We start from the raw sequence: 17,539 nt of genomic DNA on the forward strand, positions 1-17,539 counted from the left end.
CCAGTTCGCCACCTGTGAGTCGCCCTGATGCCCGAAAGGCCCCTCCCCCAGGGCACCTCGGGCTTCATCGTCAGGGCATCGCCGGCCGCGGACGGCCCCCGGCATCACCCGTCAGTGCGCCGCCGACTCCCAGTCCCCGCCGACACCCACCGACACATCCAGCGGCGCGCGCAGTTCGACCGCTGCCGACATCTCGCGGCGCAGCAGCTCCTCCACCGGCTCGCGCTCGCCCGGCGCGATCTCCAGGACGATTTCGTCATGGACCTGGAGGAGCATCCTGGACGTCAGTCCCGCCTTGGTCATCGCACGGTCGACGTTGAGCATGGCGACCTTGACGATGTCCGCCGCGGTGCCCTGGATGGGGGCGTTGAGCGCCATCCGCTCGGCCATCTCGCGTCGCTGCCTGTTGTCGCTGTTGAGGTCCGGGAGATAGCGGCGGCGGCCGAGCATCGTCTCCGTATAGCCGGTGGCCCTGGCCTCCACGACCGCGCGCTGCAGATAGTCCCGTACGCCCCCGAAGCGCTCGAAGAACGTGTCCATCAGGGCGCGCGCCTCGGCCGCCTCGATGTTCAGCTGCTGCGAGAGCCCGAACGCCGAGAGTCCGTAGGCCAGTCCGTACGACATCGCCTTGATCTTGCGGCGCATCTCGGGGTCGACCGCGGACTTCTTCACGCCGAAGACCTGGGAGGCGACCGTCGTGTGCAGGTCCTCACCGGAGGTGAAGGCCTCGATCAGCCCGGCGTCCTCGGAGAGATGGGCCATCACGCGCAGTTCGATCTGGCTGTAGTCGGCCGTCATCAGCGATTCGTAGCCCTCACCGACGACGAAGCCGCGCCGGATCGCCCGGCCCTCGTCGGTGCGGACCGGGATGTTCTGCAGATTGGGGTCGGTCGAGGAGAGCCGGCCGGTCGCCGCCACCGTCTGGTTGAACGTCGTGTGGATCCGGCCGTCTGCCGCGATCGTCTTGATCAGGCCCTCGACCGTGACCCTCAGCTTCGCCTGCTCGCGGTGGCGCAGCATGATCACCGGCAGTTCGTGCTCGGTCTGGGCGGCCAGCCAGGCGAGCGCGTCGGCGTCCGTCGTATAACCGGTCTTGGTCTTCTTCGTCTTGGGCAGGCCCAGCTCACCGAAGAGGACTTCCTGGAGCTGCTTGGGCGAGCCGAGGTTGAACTCATGGCCGACAGCGGCGTGCGCCTCCTTCACGGCCTGCTGCACGGCGCCCGCGAACTGCTGCTCCATGGCCTCCAGATGGGCGCGGTCGGCGGCGATGCCGTGCCGCTCCAGCCGCGCGAGCAGCTCGGAGGTGGGCAGCTCCACGTCCTGGAGCAGTCCGGTGGCACCGACCTCGCCCAGCCGCTCGGTGAAGGCGTCACCCAGATCGAGGACGGCGCGGGCCTGTGCCATCAGCGCCTCGGCCTCGGCCTGCTCGTCCGTCCCGAAGGCGAGCTGTCCGTCGGCGGTGGCCGGGGCCAGCTCCCGGCCCAGGTATTCGACGGCGAGGGCGTCCAGCGCGAAGGAGCGGCGGCCGGGCTTGACCAGATAGGCGGCGAGAGCGGTGTCCATCGTGACGCCGCCGACCCGCCAGCCGTGCTCGGGGGCGACGCGCATCGCGCCCTTCGCGTTGTGCATGACCTTGGGCCGGGCCTCGTCGCCGAGCCAGGCCGCGAAGGCCCGCTCGTCCGCCTCGTCCAGCCGCGTCGGGTCGAACCAGGCCGCCGCGCCGCCGGCCGCGGCGAGCGCGACCTCGCTGACGCTGCCCGTCCCCAGCGACCAGGTGTCGGCGGTGGCGATACCCAGCGGCTGCGCGCCGTGCTCCGCGAGCCAGGGCGCCAGCTCGCCGGAGGCCAGCACCGAGCCGTCCAGCTCCACCCCCGCGGCCGGCGCCGGGGCCTCGTCCTCGGCGGCGCCGGGATCCACCGCGAGCAGCCGCTCGCGCAGGCTGGGGTTACGGATCTCCAGGACCTCAAGCACGCCGATCAGGGCCGTACGGTCGTACGGGGCGCGCTCCAGCTCCCGCGGGGTCTTGGGCAGCTCGACATCGCACGACAGCTCCGTGAGCCTGCGGTTGAGCTTGACCGACTCCAGATGGTCCCGGAAGTTCTGCCCGGCCTTGCCCTTCACCTCGTCGGCGCGCGCGACCAGTTCACCGAACGAGCCGAACTGGTTGATCCACTTCGCGGCGGTCTTCTCACCGACGCCCGGGATGCCGGGGAGATTGTCGGACGGGTCGCCGCGCAGGGCCGCGAAGTCCGGGTACTGCGACGGCGTCAGTCCGTACTTCTCCTGGACCTTCTCCGGGGTGAAGCGGGTCAGCTCGGAGACGCCCTTGGTGGGGTACAGCACCGTCGTGTGCTCGCTGATGAGCTGGAACGAGTCCCGGTCGCCGGTGACGATCAGCACCTCGAAGCCCGCGGCCTCGGCCTGGCGGGCGAGCGTCGCGATGACGTCGTCCGCCTCGAACCCCTCGATCGCGAACCGGTCCGCGCGCATCGCGTCCAGCAGCTCGCCGATCAGCTCCACCTGCCCCTTGAACTCGTCGGGCGTCTTGGAGCGGTTGGCCTTGTACTCCGGGAACTCCTCGGAGCGCCAGGTCTTGCGGGACACGTCGAAAGCGACGGCGAAATGCGTGGGCGACTCGTCACGCAATGTGTTGGCCAGCATCGACGCGAAGCCGTAGATGGCGTTCGTCGGCTGGCCGGTCGCGGTCGTGAAATTCTCCGCGGGCAGCGCGAAGAACGCCCGGTACGCCAGGGAGTGCCCGTCCATGAGGAGCAGGCGAGGACGGTTGTCTACGGTCTTCTTCGACGCTGTCTCAGCCACGTACCCGATCCTGCCACGTCGCACTGACAATCCCGGCCGCCGGACTGTCCGCGACGCCCCCGTACCCACTCCGCCCCGTCCCCATCCGCCCTCCGCGCGTGACGAGTCAGACATGGGCCGGACGTATCGTGGCCACAGAGGCGTGAGAGGATTGTCTACTGTAGACAATCGGATTCAGCCTCACTGAGTTCATAGGAGAGCGTGATGGCCAGCAAGCCGCCGGCAGGCGATCCGGTCCAGGATTCGCCGCAGGTAAAGGCCCCCAAGCACGCCGCGGCGGGGATTCCCGCGGTCGCGCATTCCCTGCTCATCTCTCACCAGCAGATGGGTACGCGCCGGACCGCGCGGACACTCCTGAAGGTCAACCAGAAGAACGGCTTCGACTGTCCCGGCTGCGCCTGGCCCGAGGGCGACCACCGGCACACCGCCGAGTTCTGCGAGAACGGCGCCAAGGCCGTCGCGGAAGAGGCGACCATACGCAGGGTCACCCCGGAGTTCTTCGCCGAGCACCCCGTATCGGATCTCTTCGAGCGGAGCGGCTACTGGCTCGGCCAGCAGGGCCGGATCACCCACCCGATGTATCTGCCCGAGGGCGCCGACCAGTACGAACCCATCAGCTGGGAGCGCGCCTTCGCGATCATCGCCGAGGAGCTCAACGCCCTCGCGTCACCCGACGAGGCCTGCTTCTACACCTCGGGGCGCACCAGCAACGAGGCCGCGTTCCTCCTCCAGCTCTTCGCGCGCGAGTTCGGCACGAACAACCTGCCCGACTGCTCGAACATGTGCCACGAGTCCTCCGGCTCCGCGCTCTCGGAGACCATCGGCATCGGCAAGGGCAGCGTCTCCCTCGAAGACATGCACAAGGCCGACCTGATCATCGTCGCCGGCCAGAACCCGGGCACCAACCACCCCCGGATGCTCTCCGCGCTGGAGAAGGCCAAGGCGGCCGGTGCGAAGATCATCTCGGTGAACCCGCTGCCCGAAGCCGGCCTGGAGCGGTTCAAGAACCCGCAGACCCCGCTCGGCATGATCAAGGGCGCCGCCCTCACCGATCTCTTCCTCCAGATCCGCATCGGCGGCGACCAGGCGCTGTTCCGGCTGCTCAACAGACTCGTCCTGGAGACCCCCGGCGCCGTCGACGACGCGTTCATCGAGGAACACACCCACGGGTACGAGGAGTTCAGGGCCGCCGCGCTCGCCGCCGACTGGGACGAGACCCTTGTCGCCACCGGCCTCCAGCGGGCCGAGATCGAAAAAGCCGCCGAGATGGCGCTCGCCTCGAAGCGCACCATCGTCTGCTGGGCGATGGGCCTCACCCAGCACAAGCACTCCGTGCCGACCATCCGCGAAGTCGTCAACTTCCTGCTGCTGCGCGGCAACATCGGCCGCCCCGGCGCCGGGGTCTGCCCGGTGCGCGGACACTCCAATGTGCAGGGCGACCGCACGATGGGCATCTTCGAGCGGCCCGACCCGGCCTTTCTCGACGCCCTGGACCGGGAGTTCTCCATCACCTCGCCCCGCCACCACGGCTACGACGTGGTGCGCTCCATCGAGGCGATGCGCGACGGCGACGCCAAGGTCTTCTTCGCCATGGGCGGCAACTTCGTCGGGGCGACACCCGACACCGAGGTCACCGAGGCCGCGATGCGTAACACCCGGCTGACCGTGCACGTGTCCACCAAGCTCAACCGCTCGCACGTGGTGACCGGCGTACGCGCGCTGATCCTGCCCACCCTCGGCCGCACCGACAAGGACATCCAGGCCGGCGTCAAGCAGATCGTCACCGTCGAGGACTCCATGGGCATGGTGCACGCCTCGCGCGGCAACCTGCCGCCCGCCAGCACCCATCTGCTGTCCGAGCCCGCCATCATCACCAACATGGCGCGCGCCGTCCTCGGCCCCGCCTCGACCACGCCCTGGGAGGACTTCGAGAAGGACTACGCGAACATCCGCGACCGGATCGCGCGCGTCGTCCCCGGCTTCGAGGACTTCAACGCGCGGGTCGCCCGCCCCGGCGGCTTCGAACTGCCGCACGCCCCGCGCGACGAGCGCCGCTTCCCCACCGCCACCGGCAAGGCCAACTTCACCGCCGCGCCCGTGGAGTACCCCAAGCTGCCCGAGGGGCGGCTGCTGCTCCAGACGATGCGCTCGCACGACCAGTACAACACCACCATCTACGGTCTCGACGACCGCTACCGCGGCATCAAGGGCGGCCGCCGCATCGTCATGGTCAACCCCGACGACGCGCGCGAACTCGGGCTCGCCGACGGCGCGTTCACCGACATCGTCAGTGAGTGGAAGGACGGTGTGGAGCGCCGGGCCCCGGGCTTCCGGGTGGTGCACTACCCGACCGCCCGCGGCTGCGCGGCCGCTTACTACCCGGAGACCAATGTGCTGGTGCCGCTCGATGCCACGGCCGACACGAGCAACACCCCGACGAGCAAGTCCGTCGTGGTGCGCTTCGAGTAGCCGTGCGCTGCGAGCGGCGGAATGAACGGGCGGGGCTAAGCGTTTGCTCAGCCGTCTGATAAGACGGTGCACAGAGCACGTACATACGTCATGTACGCCACGTCCCCCCGTACGCCATCACCGCAGCCGATCGGAGCCGGGCCCATGGGTGAGCAGCCCTCCACGAAGTTCCCGAAGTTCCCTCAGGAAGTCATCGACGAATACGCCGCGCTCGGCGTCGATCTGCCCGCGCTCTTCTCGGCGGGCCATCTCGGCGCCCGCATGGAGGTGCGGATCGTCGAGGCCGCCGCGGAACGCGTCGTCGGCACCATGCCGGTGGAGGGCAACACCCAGCCGTACGGGCTGCTGCACGGCGGCGCGTCCGCCGTGCTCGCCGAAACCCTCGGCTCCGTCGGCGCCATGCTGCACGGCGGCGCGAGCAAGCTCGCCGTGGGCGTGGACCTCAACTGCACCCACCACCGGGGCGTACGAAGCGGACTGGTCACGGGCGTCGCCACCCCCGTCCACCGCGGCCGGTCCACCGCGACGTACGAGATCGTCATCACCGACGAGCGGGACAAGCGGGTCTGCACCGCCCGGCTGACCTGCCTGCTGCGCGACGCCGGATCCCCGGAGCGCTCCGCCTGACATTGCGACGAGCCCGAGGCCCGGACGAGCCCGAGGTCCATCGGCAATTCCCGGTCCGGGACACCCCGCACACTTACCTGATGTCGCGGATAAAGGAATTGCTTCATAACAGAGACGATCACCAAGAGAATGTGAAATATCCGGCCAAATTGCCCCGTCACACAGCGCAGCGATGTGCTGCATTTAAGTGATTGACAGCGTCCGTTCACCTTCATAAGATCAACCGGTCGAACAAAGAATCTGCGGAGGTTGATTTGCGAAATCGAATCAAAGCGACGGCGCTCGGCACGATTTCCTCGGTATTCGTCATCGCCGGAGCGGCGAGTCCGGCCCACGCGGCACCCGACGGCGTGGCCGTCGACACCGCGGCATGTGCGACGACCGGGGCCAATGGATCGCTCACGACCCCGTCATTCCATTCGCAGGACAAAAGAGTAGACGTCACCATCGCCGTCTACGACTCCCTGGCCGACGGACATCACGTCAGAATTCGAGTCGTGGGCAAAACGATCGGTGGAACCCCCGTCAACTTCCAATGGCGACAGAATACCGGCGGCGAGGGCACGGTGAAGAGCTGGACCACTTACGCCGAGTATTCCTCGGGACTCATCAATGTCGGCCTACAGGTCGCCAGGTTCGAGGGGGACACTCTCCTGAACTCATGCACCGACTGGTTGATAGAGACCTGATCGCCGCACATTCGCCGGCAAAAACCGCCTGTAGTGAAGGGCCCCTTCACTACAGGCGGCGCCTTTCCCGTGGCGAGGAAGGCGGCCGGAGCACCCGGCCCACCCGCCCCTTCCGCGAGGACGCGCGCGTACGGGAATGCCCGTACGCGCCCTTGTGGATGCCCGGAGCACCGCCTACCCTGCGCCCATGACCACGGCCGGACAGTGCGGGCTCCGCCCGGCCGCCCGATGCTCGCTCGCACTCTGCGCCGCCCTCCTCGGCGGCGCGCTGACCGGTTGCGGCGGCGGGAGCGCAGCGCCCGACAGGGACGCCACCCCCGCGGCACACCGCACCACCCCCGCCGAGCTCTGCACCGCACTCGTCTCGTACTGGGCGAAGGAAGCCCTCAAGGGCTCCGAGTGGGCAGGGCTCGACTGGGAACAGAAGGGGCTGTCCAATGAGCAGTACGCCATCCACGAAGAGGTCGTGGCCGCGGCGCGCGCCGAGCGGGTGAAGCACGGCAGCGCGGCGGCGGAAGCCCTGATCGACCGCGGGACCGCGGAACGGTGCGCCGCCACGAACGGCGCCACCGGCAGCTCGGAGAACTGGCGTGAATCGGACTGGACACCGCCCGGACACCACCCCCGGACCCCCGCCCGACATCACGCTGTGTAACAAACACGTGAACGACGACTCTTACACTGCCCACACAAACACCCCCGCTGCCCGCTTCCCCTCCCTCCCGTGCCCGATTGAACGGTCAGCACCAAAACAGGCCCAAGTACCTTAGCGGAACTGCAAGTTCTCACCATGTGGTCGTTTTGAGAAAGCACGGAAACACCCCATTTATCCAGACTGTAGCCGCCAAGCGTTGGCCCCGGCATAACAAGACAGTCACATCCTTCGCGCACCACTCCACGACTCCCTCACCTGCGCTTAGAGTCACGGCCAGTCACCGCGCCGCCAGGCACGCACTCAGTGCGCACCACGCGACTCCACCCGTGTCCCGGCGAACGCGAACGGCACCTCAGCAGAGGAGGCCGCGCCAGGGAAAGGATTCACCGTGCGACACCGTTCCTTGCTCATCCTCACCACCGTGATCACCACGGGAGCGCTCACACTCACCGCTTGTGGTTCTCGCGACGAAGGCAAGAGCACCGGCGCAAGCGACAAGATAACCGTCGTCATCGGTGTCGACGCGCCGCTCACCGGCTCACTGTCCGCACTCGGCCAGGGCATCAAGAACTCGGTCGACCTCGCCGCCAAGACCGCGAACAAGACCAACGAGGTCCCCGGCGTCGAATTCAAGATCGAAGCCCTCGACGACCAGGCCGTCCCGGCCTCCGGCCAGGCCAACGCCGCCAAGCTCGTCGGCAACAAAGACGTCCTCGGCGTCGTCGGCCCGCTCAACTCGGGCGTCGCCCAGTCCATGCAGGGCCTCTTCAACACCGCCAAGCTCGTCCAGGTCTCCCCCGCCAACACCAACCCGGCGCTCAGCCAGGGCGACAACTGGGCCAAGGGCGACCTGAAGCGCCCCTTCGCGTCGTACTTCCGCACGGCCGCCACGGACGTCGTCCAGGGCAAATTCGCCGCGCAGTACTACTACAACGACGCCAAGAAGCGGAAGGTCTTCGTCGTCGACGACAAGCAGACCTACGGCGCCGGCCTCGCCGCGATCTTCTCCGAAGAGTTCAAGCGCCTCGGCGGCACAGTCGTCGGCACCGACCACGTCACCGTCAAGGAAACCGACTTCTCCTCCACCGCCGACAAGGTCAAGGCCTCCGGCGCGGACTCCGTCTACTTCGGTGGCCAGTACCCCGAAGGCGGTCTGCTCTCCGACCAGATCAAGAAGACCGGCGCCAAGATCCCCACCATGGGTGGCGACGGCGTCTACGACCCGAACTTCATCTCCGCCTCCGGTGAGTCCAACGACGGAGACTTCGCCACCTCCATCGGCTACCCCGTGGAAAAGCTCGACACCGCCAAGAAGTTCATCGCCGACTACGCGGCCGAGAACTACAAGGACCCCTACGCGGCCTACGGCGGCTACTCCTACGACGCCGGCTGGACGATCATCCAGGCCGTCAAGGCCGTCGTCGCCGCCAACGACGGCAAGCTCCCCGACGACGCCCGCGAACAGGTCCTCAAGGCCACCAGCGACGTCAGCTTCGACGGTGTGACCGGCAAGGTCTCCTTCGACGAATACGGCGACACCACCAACAAGCAGCTCACCGTCTACAAGGTCGAAGGCGGCGCCTGGAAGGACGTCAAGAGCGCCACATTCGAGGACTGACCTCCCGGACACAACCCCCACAACACGACCGGACCGCGCGAGGGCGCAACAGCGCCCTCGCGCGGTGTCATATCCGACACGCTCATCGGAGGCCCTGCGGTGAACGAACTGCCGCAACAGCTGGCCAACGGCCTTGCCCTCGGTGCCCTATACGGCTTGATCGCCATCGGGTACACCATGGTCTACGGCATCGTCCAGCTCATCAACTTCGCCCATGGCGAGATCTTCATGATCGGGGGCTTCGGTGCCCTCACCACCTACACCTGGCTCCCCGGCGGAACCTCCCTGCTGGTGGCGATCCCGCTCATGATCATAGGTGGCGCCATAGCCGCGGTGGCCGTCGCCACCGCCGCCGAACGCTTCGCCTACCGCCCCCTGCGCGGAGCACCCAGGCTCGCACCGCTGATCACCGCGATCGGCCTGTCCATCACACTGCAGCAGCTCGTCTGGGCCTTCTACCCCGACGCCAAGAAAGCCGTCAGCTTCCCCGAATTCAAGGGTGAATCCTTCCAGCTGACAGACAACCTCTACATCCAGCGAGCCGACGCGTTCATCTTCGTCCTCGCCCCCCTGTGCATGCTCGCCCTCGGCATCTTCGTCTCCAAGAGCCGCAGCGGACGCGCCATGCAGGCCACGTCCCAAGACCGGGACACCGCCAAACTCATGGGCATCAACACCGACCGCATCATCGTGATGGCCTTCGCCATCGGCGCCGCCTTCGCCGCCGTCGCCGCCGTCGCCTACGGACTCGACAAAGGCCAGATCAACTTCGAAATGGGCTTCCTCCTCGGACTCAAGGCATTCACCGCCGCCGTCCTCGGAGGCATCGGCAACATCTACGGAGCCATGGTCGGCGGCGTCGTACTCGGCCTCGCCGAAGCCATGTCGATCGCCTACATCGAAGAAATCCCCGGCATGCAACAGCTCGGCGGCGGCGCCTGGGCCAACGTCTGGGCGTTCGTACTTCTCATCGTCGTACTCCTCGTCAGGCCACAAGGCCTGCTCGGTGAGCGCGTCGCGGATCGGGCGTGAGAACTATGACCGACACAGCCTCCCCCCGCACCACGCGGCTTCGCGTACTCGCCCTCACCGGCGGCATCGCCACCACAGCCAGCACATTCCTCTCCTGGACCTACACCACCGAGTTCCCCGGCGACCTCACCGTCTACGGCTACCCCGGCGGCCTCCAGCTCCTCACCCTCACCGCCGGACTGCTCACCGCGCTCTTCGCGCTCTCCGCACTCGGCATCAAAGGCCTACGCTGGCTCACCCCCACCGGCTCCACCAAAGCGCTCCAGCTACTCGCCCTCGGCGGCCTGGCCACCACCTGGTTCACCGTCATCGCCATCGCCGTCGAACTCGGCGGAATCGTCAACCTCGACCCCGGCGGATTCGTCGCGGCAGTCGTCACCGTCATCCCCGTCGTCGCCGCCTTCCTGCTGCCCGACGACACCCGCAAAGCCACGCGGCCCAAGGAACTCCCCTCCTGGGCAGAAATCCTGATCATCGTCGCCGCGTTCGCCATCGGGCTCTTCGTCTTCACCTACGGCATCGACACCGAATACGCCGAACTCTTCACCGGCTACCTCCTCACCGTCGGATTCGCCGCCACCGCGCTCTTCAAAGCCGGCCTCATCGCCCGACTCAACGGGCTCACCACCAAATACCGGATGATCGCCGTCTCGGCCGCCTTCGTCGCCGCCGCGGCCTTCCCCTTCACCCAGAACACCGACCAGTTCACCCTGATCGCGGTCAACATCCTCATCTTCGCGACCGTCGCCCTCGGACTGAACATCGTCGTCGGCCTCGCCGGACTCCTCGACCTCGGATACGTCGCGTTCCTCGGCGTCGGCGCCTACACCGCCGCCCTCGTCTCCGGAACCACCGCATCCGTCTTCGACGTGCACTTCCCCTTCTGGGCCGCCGTCCTCACCGGCGCCGTCGTCTCACTCATCTTCGGCGTCCTCATCGGCGCACCCACCCTGCGACTGCGCGGCGACTACCTCGCCATCGTCACCCTCGGCTTCGGAGAAATCTTCCGCATCGCCGTCGGCAACCTCGACGGAGTCTCCGGCCCCCGCATCACCAACGGCCCCAACGGCGTCCCGAACATCCCCGACCTCGACTTCTTCGGGTACAACTTCGGCGAATCCCACACCGTCCTCGGCTTCGAACTCGGCTCCTACGCCAACTACTACCTGCTGATGCTGCTCGCCATGATCCTCGTGGTGATCGTCTTCAGCCGGGCAGGCAACTCCCGCATCGGCCGCGCCTGGGTCGCCATCCGCGAAGACGAAACCGCCGCCACCGCCATGGGCATCAACGGCTTCCGCGTCAAACTCATCGCCTTCGCCCTCGGCGCCACCCTCGCCGGCCTCGCCGGCACCGTACAAGCACACGTCCAGCACACCGTGGTCCCCGAAATGTACGTCTTCGCCGGACCCGTACCGCCGAACTCCGCCTTCCTCCTCGCCGCCGTCATCCTCGGCGGCATGGGCACCATCAGCGGCCCCCTCATCGGCGCCTCACTGCTCTACCTCATCCCGGCGAAACTCCAGTTCCTCCAGGACTACCAACTCCTCGGCTTCGGAATCGCGCTCATCCTCCTCATGCGCTTCCGCCCCGAAGGACTCATCGCCAACCGGCGCGCACAACTCGAATACCACGAGACCGACCAACTCGACGTAACCGACGGCAAACCCGGCGCGGGCGTCAGCACCGCCAAGGCGGGGGCGTGAACGACATGACCACCACGACCACGAGCACCCCGACCACCGTGCTCGACGCCAGCGGCGTCACCATGCGCTTCGGCGGACTCACCGCCGTACGCTCCGTCGACCTCCAAGTCAGCAGCGGCGAAATCGTCGGCCTCATCGGCCCCAACGGCGCCGGCAAAACCACCTTCTTCAACTGCCTCACCGGGCTCTACGTACCCACCGAAGGCAAAGTCAGCTACAAAGGCACCGTCCTGCCGCCCAAACCCCACCTGGTCACCCAGGCAGGCATCGCACGCACCTTCCAGAACATCAGGCTCTTCGCCAACATGACCGTCCTGGAAAACGTCCTCGTCGGACGCCACACCAGAACCAAAGAAGGCCTCTGGTCCGCACTCCTACGCGGCCCCGGCTTCAAAAAAGCCGAAGCCGCCTCCCACGAGCGCGCCATGGAACTCCTCGAATTCATCGGCCTCCAACACAAAGCCGACCACCTCGCCCGCAACCTCCCCTACGGCGAACAACGCAAGCTCGAAATCGCACGCGCCCTCGCCAGCGACCCCGGCCTCCTGCTCCTCGACGAGCCCACCGCCGGAATGAACCCCCAGGAAACCCGCGTCACCGAAGACCTCGTCTTCGCCATCCGCGACAAAGGCATCGCCGTACTCGTCATCGAGCACGACATGCGCTTCATCTTCAACCTCTGCGACCGCGTCGCCTGCCTCGTCCAAGGCGAAAAACTCGTCGAAGGCACCGCAGAAGTCGTCCAAGGCGACGAACGCGTCATCGCCGCCTACCTCGGCACCCCCTTCGAAGGCGCCCCCGGCGCCGAAGAAGTCGCCGAAGTCGAAGCAGCCGAAGCCGACGCACACAGCGACACCAGCGACACCAGCACCACCGGTTCAGAAGGGGACGCGAAATGACCGCACTCCTGGAGGTCGAAGACCTCAAAGTCGCCTACGGCAAAATCGAGGCCGTCAAAGGCATCTCCTTCAGCGTCGAAGCCGGCCAAGTCGTCACCCTCATCGGCACCAACGGCGCAGGCAAAACCACCACCCTGCGCACCCTCTCCGGACTCCTCAAACCCGCCGGCGGACGCATCACCTTCGACGGAAAACCCCTCACAGGCGTCCCCGCACACAAAATCGTCGCACTCGGCCTCGCCCACTCCCCCGAAGGCCGACACATCTTCCCCCGGCTCACCATCACGGAAAACCTCCAGCTCGGAGCATTCCTCCGAACCGACAAAGCCGGCATCGAAAAAGACATCCAACGCGCCTACGACCTCTTCCCCATCCTCGGCGAACGACGAAAGCAAGCCGCAGGCACCCTCTCCGGCGGCGAACAGCAAATGCTCGCCATGGGACGCGCCCTCATGTCCCAACCCAAACTGCTCATGCTCGACGAACCCTCCATGGGCCTCTCCCCGATCATGATGCAGAAGATCATGGAAACCATCGTCGAGCTACGCCAGCAGGGCACAACGATCCTGCTCGTCGAACAGAACGCCCAAGCGGCGCTCTCCCTCGCCGACCAAGGCCACGTCATGGAAATCGGCAAAATCGTCCTCTCCGGCACCGGACAGGACCTACTGCACGACGAATCCGTACGCAAGGCCTACCTGGGCGAGGACTGACCAGGCACAAGCACCCGACGGAACCACATCAGGAGGCCCGCCCCGAGAAAAACGGGGGCGGGCCTCCTGACGTACGTACGATCCCGTGCGCGCGAGCCGCAGGGCTACCGGCCAGCCGGCCTACGGGCGCCGGCCTACAGGCCTACAGGCCTACAGGCCTACTGGCCGCCCTTCGCCGCCTTCTTCTCCGCCGCATCCTCGATAACCGCCTCCGCCACCTGCTGCATCGACATCCGACGATCCATCGACGTCTTCTGAATCCACCGGAACGCCGCCGGCTCCGTCAGCCCGTACTGCGTCTGCAACACCGACTTCGCCCGGTCCACCAACTTCCGCGTCTCCAACCGCAGCGTCAGATCCGCGACCTCCCGCTCCAGCGTCTTCAGCTCCGTGAACCGCGACACCGCCATCTCAATGGCCGGCACCACATCACTCTTGCTGAACGGCTTCACGAGATACGCCATCGCCCCCGCATCCCGCGCCCGCTCCACCAGATCACGCTGCGAGAACGCGGTCAGCATCAGCACCGGCGCGATGGACTCCTCCGCGATCCTCTCGGCCGCGGAGATCCCGTCCAGAACCGGCATCTTCACATCCAGGATCACCAGATCCGGCCGATGCTCCCGCGCGAGCTCCACAGCCCGCTCACCATCACCGGCCTCACCGACGACCGAATAACCCTCTTCCTCAAGCATCTCCTTGAGATCGAGACGGATCAGGGCCTCGTCCTCGGCGATGACGACACGGGTCGTCAGCGGCGGAACGTGCGACTTGTCGTCATCGTCGACGGGCTGGGGCGACTCGGGGGCGGTCACGGGGGCTCCTCGTTCCAGACAGGGTGCTGCTCCCCATGAGCCTACCGAGCTGCGGTATTGTGGTCGTGCAGCGGGTCTGGCAAAACCTTTGATTCCGTGAGCCCCGGTAGCCCAATCGGCAGCAGGCAATGCTCTCAAACAGCATTCAGTGTGGGTTCGAGTCCCACCCGGGGCACTTTTCCTTTGATTCCAAGGTGGATCACCAAGCAGGCGATCTTCACCCTTCGCGGTGAACGCGCCCTGGATTACGGGCGCGGCGGTGAAGATCCAGAGAAGCTCCCGCTATGGAACGGCACAACCCTTCGAAACGCGAAGAAGCAGTCGCCCTGTTAAGACGCGGCGTGACCAATCGCGCCGTGGCCGAGCGCCTGAACGTCCCACGCGGAACGGTCAGCTGGTGGCGGCACGAAGACCGCAAGAAGCGCGGTGAGCCCGTAGCCACACGCCCTTCGCTACTCTGCCCGATCTGCGACAACCGCCCGCTCGACAGGGCCGCATACGCGTACCTGCTGGGCCTGTACCTCGGTGACGGCCACATCAGCCACTACGCCAAGCACAAGGTCCCGAGCCTGATGGTCACGATGGACGACGCGTGGCCTGGGCTGCAGGACGCGGCAGAGGCGGCCCTCCGGGCTGTGTTCCCGCACAACGCCACGTGTCGCCTGCGCCGCAAGGGCTGCCAGAACATCAAGGTCTACTTCAAGCACCTGCCCTGCCTGTTCCCCCAACACGGACTGGGCAAGAAACATGAGCGGGCGATCGTCCTCGAAGCATGGCAACAGACGATCGTCAACGAGCACCCGTGGGAATTCATACGCGGCCTGATCCACTCCGACGGCTGCCGCATCACCAACTGGACGGAGAAGATCATCGGCGGCGAGCGCAAGCGATACGAGTACCCGCGCTACTTCTTCTCCAACGCCTCCGCCGACATCCTGCGGCTCTTCACCGACGCCCTCGACGCGGTCGGCGTCGAGTGGAAGCGTGCCAACCAGCGCCGCGCCGTCGAAAACATCTCCATCGCCAAGCGCGCGTCTGTCGCCCTCATGGACGCGCGCGTCGGGCCCAAGTACTGACGCCCCGGCTACTTCGGGCTGTCGTCCTCGCCGATGTGGTGTACGCGCACCAGGTTCGTGGAGCCCGCGACGCCCGGCGGGGAGCCCGCCGTGATGACGACGATGTCGCCCTTGTCGCAGCGGCCGATCTTCAGGAGATGGTCGTCCACCTGGGCGACCATGGCGTCCGTCGAGTCGACGTGCGGGCCGAGGAAGGCTTCCACGCCCCAGGTGAGGTTCAGCTGGGCGCGGGTGGCGGGGTCCGGGGTGAAGGCGAGCAGGGGGATCGGGGAGCGGTAGCGGGAGAGGCGCTTGACCGTGTCGCCGGACTGGGTGAAGGCGACCAGGAATTTCGCGCCGAGGAAGTCGCCCATCTCGGCCGCCGCGCGGGCGACGGCGCCGCCCTGGGTGCGGGGCTTGCTGCTCTCGGTGATCGGGGGGAGGCCCTTGGCGAGGATGTCTTCCTCGGCGGCTTCGACGATGCGGCCCATGGTCTTGACGGTCTCGATGGGGTATTTGCCGACGCTGGTCTCGCCGGAGAGCATCACCGCGTCCGTGCCGTCGATCACCGCGTTGGCGACGTCGGAGGCCTCGGCGCGGGTGGGGCGGGAGTTGTCGATCATCGAGTCGAGCATCTGGGTGGCGACGATGACGGGTTTGGCGTTGCGCCTGGCGAGCTTGATGGCGCGTTTCTGGACGATCGGTACCTGTTCCAGGGGCATTTCGACGCCGAGGTCGCCTCGGGCGACCATGATGCCGTCGAATGCGGCGACGATGGCGTCGATGTTCTGGACGGCCTGCGGTTTCTCGATCTTGGCGATGACGGGGATCCGGCGGCGTTCTTCGTCCATGATGCGGTGGACGTCGTTGATGTCGTCGCCGTTGCGTACGAAGGAGAGCGCGATGGCGTCGGCGCCGGCGCGTAGCGCCCAGCGCAGGTCTTCGATGTCTTTGTCGGAGAGTGCGGGGACGGAGACGGCTACGCCGGGGAGGTTGAGGCCTTTGTTGTCGGAGACCATGCCGCCCTCGATGACGAGGGTGTGGACGCGGGGTCCTTCGACGGAGGTGACTTCGAGGGTGACTTTGCCGTCGTCCACGAGGATGCGCTCCCCGGTGGTGACGTCGGCGGCGAGTCCTTCGTAGGTGGTGCCGCAGGTGTGGCGGTCGCCTTCGAGGGGTTCGACGGTGATGGTGAATTCGTCGCCGCGTTCAAGGAGTACGGGTCCTTCGCGGAACCGGCCGAGGCGGATCTTCGGACCTTGAAGGTCGGCGAGGATTCCGACGCTGCGGCCGACTTCTTCCGCGGCTTCGCGTACGCGCTGGTAGCGCTCCTCGTGCTCGGCGTAGGTGCCGTGGCTGAGGTTGAGTCTGGCGACGTCCATTCCGGCTTCGACCAGTGCCTTGATCTGGTCGTACGAGTCGGTGGCGGGCCCCAGGGTACAGACGATCTTTGCTCGGCGCATATATCGAGAGTAGGGCTTACCGGCCGGTAGGGAATTGGCGCCGCATGACTACTCAACAACCTTTGCGTGAAGGGTTATTGACAAGGCTTGAATGGGCGCGGGGGTGCTCCTATGAGCATTTCTTCGGCGTCAAATCGGGTGGGGTCATCGTGAAGCGCGCGTTCACCTGCGCGTAGACGGTCTGGCGTTGTGGTTCGAGGTCGAGGACGGGTTGTGCGTCGGCTGTTTCGGCGGTGGCGTAGCCGCTGCGGCTGCGTAGGCTGCCGGGCGCGGGTGGCAGTCCGTACGTGGCGGTGTTCTCGGCGCCGAGGTCGGCCAGCTCGACCAGGGCGGCGAGCTGGGCGCCGAGGGCTTCGGCGTATTCCCGGGCGCGCTGGACGGCGTCCCGTACGGCTTGGCGCCGGGCGTCGCCGTGGGCCGGTGAGTCGGGGCGCAGGGTCCACCAGGGTCCGCTGACCTGGGTCAGTTCGAGGTCGGCGAGGCGGGTGGTGAGTTCGCCCAGGGTGGTGAAGTCGGTCAGTTCGGCGGTGAGGTGGACCCGGCCGTGGTATGCGCGGACGCGTTCGCCGCGGCCGTGTTTGGTGAGTTCGGGGCTGATGGAGAATGCTCCGGTTTCCAGTTTCTCGACGGCGTCGCCGTAGGACTTGACGAGTGTGAGGACTTGTCCGTTGCGGCGGGTGAGGTCGTCGAGGGCGGTGCGCCGGTCGGTGCCGCGTGCGCTGACGGCGACGCCGATTCTGGCGATCTCCGGGTCGACCTCCAGCTGTGCTTCGCCGCGTACGGCGACTCTCGGTGTGTCGGGGGTTCCGTAGGGCGTGGCGGGGGTCGCGTAGGGCGTGGCGGGGGTCGGCGTGTCGGTGGGGGTCGGCGTGTCGGTGGGGGTCGGGGTGTCGGCGGGGGACGGGGTGTCGGTGGGGGTCGGTGTCTCGGCGGTGGTCATGGGCGGCTCCCTCGGGGATGGCTGCGGCTTCGTCTCCA

At 66.9% G+C, this 17,539-nt stretch carries 14 protein-coding genes and 1 tRNA gene; 11 read left to right on the plus strand and 4 right to left on the minus strand.

Features of this window, described 5'->3' with window-relative positions; all coding sequences use genetic code 11:
- Positions 1-111: 111 nt before the first annotated feature.
- On the minus strand, positions 112-2,820 hold the full coding sequence (gene polA / locus ACFRMN_RS17015; protein ID WP_383019790.1) for a DNA polymerase I: 2,709 nt from the start codon (positions 2,818-2,820) through the stop codon (positions 112-114).
- A 204-nt stretch (positions 2,821-3,024) separates the two neighbouring features.
- Between polA and ACFRMN_RS17020 the strand changes: the two genes are divergently transcribed.
- The 9 genes from ACFRMN_RS17020 to ACFRMN_RS17060 all read left to right on the plus strand — a co-directional run bounded on the left by ACFRMN_RS17020 (position 3,025) and on the right by ACFRMN_RS17060 (position 13,228).
- On the plus strand, positions 3,025-5,289 hold the full coding sequence (locus ACFRMN_RS17020) for an FdhF/YdeP family oxidoreductase (protein ID WP_383019793.1): 2,265 nt from the start codon (positions 3,025-3,027) through the stop codon (positions 5,287-5,289).
- 144 nt (positions 5,290-5,433) lie between these two features.
- On the plus strand, positions 5,434-5,916 hold the full coding sequence (locus ACFRMN_RS17025) for a PaaI family thioesterase (protein ID WP_383019795.1): 483 nt from the start codon (positions 5,434-5,436) through the stop codon (positions 5,914-5,916).
- A 191-nt stretch (positions 5,917-6,107) separates the two neighbouring features.
- Complete coding sequence (locus ACFRMN_RS17030; RefSeq protein WP_383019798.1) at positions 6,108-6,605, plus strand: hypothetical protein; 498 nt, start codon at positions 6,108-6,110, stop codon at positions 6,603-6,605.
- 187 nt (positions 6,606-6,792) lie between these two features.
- Entirely contained in the window at positions 6,793-7,260 is a 468-nt protein-coding gene (locus ACFRMN_RS17035) for a hypothetical protein (protein ID WP_383019801.1), read from the plus strand.
- Positions 7,261-7,648: 388 nt separating this feature from the next.
- A complete protein-coding gene (locus ACFRMN_RS17040; RefSeq protein ID WP_383019803.1) occupies positions 7,649-8,878 on the plus strand; it encodes a branched-chain amino acid ABC transporter substrate-binding protein in 1,230 nt (409 codons plus the stop codon).
- A 99-nt stretch (positions 8,879-8,977) separates the two neighbouring features.
- A complete protein-coding gene (locus tag ACFRMN_RS17045; RefSeq protein ID WP_383019805.1) occupies positions 8,978-9,910 on the plus strand; it encodes a branched-chain amino acid ABC transporter permease in 933 nt (310 codons plus the stop codon).
- A 5-nt stretch (positions 9,911-9,915) separates the two neighbouring features.
- Entirely contained in the window at positions 9,916-11,616 is a 1,701-nt protein-coding gene (locus ACFRMN_RS17050; RefSeq protein ID WP_383019808.1) for a branched-chain amino acid ABC transporter permease, read from the plus strand.
- Between the two features lie 5 nt (positions 11,617-11,621).
- Positions 11,622-12,515: an ABC transporter ATP-binding protein gene (locus ACFRMN_RS17055; protein WP_383020117.1), complete on the plus strand. Its 894-nt coding sequence runs from the start codon at positions 11,622-11,624 to the stop codon at positions 12,513-12,515.
- Positions 12,512-13,228 (plus strand): ABC transporter ATP-binding protein, encoded by a 717-nt coding sequence (locus ACFRMN_RS17060; protein ID WP_383019810.1) that lies wholly within the window; start codon positions 12,512-12,514, stop codon positions 13,226-13,228. The genes ACFRMN_RS17055 and ACFRMN_RS17060 overlap by 4 nt, the downstream gene beginning before the upstream one ends.
- Positions 13,229-13,386: 158 nt before the next feature.
- Here the strand turns inward: ACFRMN_RS17060 and ACFRMN_RS17065 are convergent, their stop codons facing one another.
- Entirely contained in the window at positions 13,387-14,043 is a 657-nt protein-coding gene (locus ACFRMN_RS17065) for an ANTAR domain-containing response regulator (protein ID WP_030353609.1), read from the minus strand.
- A 100-nt stretch (positions 14,044-14,143) separates the two neighbouring features.
- Here ACFRMN_RS17065 and ACFRMN_RS17070 point away from each other — a divergent pair.
- Positions 14,144-14,218: transfer RNA gene (locus tag ACFRMN_RS17070), tRNA-Leu, on the plus strand.
- A gap of 109 nt (positions 14,219-14,327) precedes the next feature.
- Positions 14,328-15,119 carry a helix-turn-helix domain-containing protein gene (locus ACFRMN_RS17075; RefSeq protein ID WP_383019814.1) on the plus strand — a complete coding sequence of 264 codons (792 nt, stop codon included), beginning with the start codon at positions 14,328-14,330 and terminating at the stop codon, positions 15,117-15,119.
- 8 nt (positions 15,120-15,127) lie between these two features.
- Here ACFRMN_RS17075 and pyk read toward each other — a convergent pair whose 3' ends face one another.
- On the minus strand, positions 15,128-16,561 hold the full coding sequence (gene pyk, locus ACFRMN_RS17080) for a pyruvate kinase (protein ID WP_383019817.1): 1,434 nt from the start codon (positions 16,559-16,561) through the stop codon (positions 15,128-15,130).
- A gap of 109 nt (positions 16,562-16,670) precedes the next feature.
- On the minus strand, positions 16,671-17,501 hold the full coding sequence (locus ACFRMN_RS17085; RefSeq protein WP_383019819.1) for an SIMPL domain-containing protein: 831 nt from the start codon (positions 17,499-17,501) through the stop codon (positions 16,671-16,673).
- Positions 17,502-17,539 lie beyond the last annotated feature (38 nt).

The organism is Streptomyces sp. NPDC056835 (assembly GCF_042789485.1).
Taxonomy (GTDB): Bacteria; Actinomycetota; Actinomycetes; order Streptomycetales; family Streptomycetaceae; genus Streptomyces.

Excerpts from the sequence above, each read along its gene's own strand:
- ACFRMN_RS17020 (WP_383019793.1), top strand. The coding sequence starts at position 3,025 with ATGGCCAGCAAGCCGCCGGCAGGCGATCCGGTCCAGGATTCGCCGCAG.
- ACFRMN_RS17025 (WP_383019795.1), top strand. The coding sequence starts at position 5,434 with ATGGGTGAGCAGCCCTCCACGAAGTTCCCGAAGTTCCCTCAGGAAGTC.
- ACFRMN_RS17035 (WP_383019801.1), top strand. The coding sequence starts at position 6,793 with ATGACCACGGCCGGACAGTGCGGGCTCCGCCCGGCCGCCCGATGCTCG.
- ACFRMN_RS17050 (WP_383019808.1), top strand. The coding sequence starts at position 9,916 with ATGACCGACACAGCCTCCCCCCGCACCACGCGGCTTCGCGTACTCGCC.
- ACFRMN_RS17055 (WP_383020117.1), top strand. The coding sequence starts at position 11,622 with ATGACCACCACGACCACGAGCACCCCGACCACCGTGCTCGACGCCAGC.
- ACFRMN_RS17060 (WP_383019810.1), top strand. The coding sequence starts at position 12,512 with ATGACCGCACTCCTGGAGGTCGAAGACCTCAAAGTCGCCTACGGCAAA.
- ACFRMN_RS17075 (WP_383019814.1), top strand. The coding sequence starts at position 14,328 with ATGGAACGGCACAACCCTTCGAAACGCGAAGAAGCAGTCGCCCTGTTA.
- pyk (WP_383019817.1), bottom strand. The coding sequence starts at position 16,561 with ATGCGCCGAGCAAAGATCGTCTGTACCCTGGGGCCCGCCACCGACTCG.
- ACFRMN_RS17085 (WP_383019819.1), bottom strand. The coding sequence starts at position 17,501 with ATGACCACCGCCGAGACACCGACCCCCACCGACACCCCGTCCCCCGCC.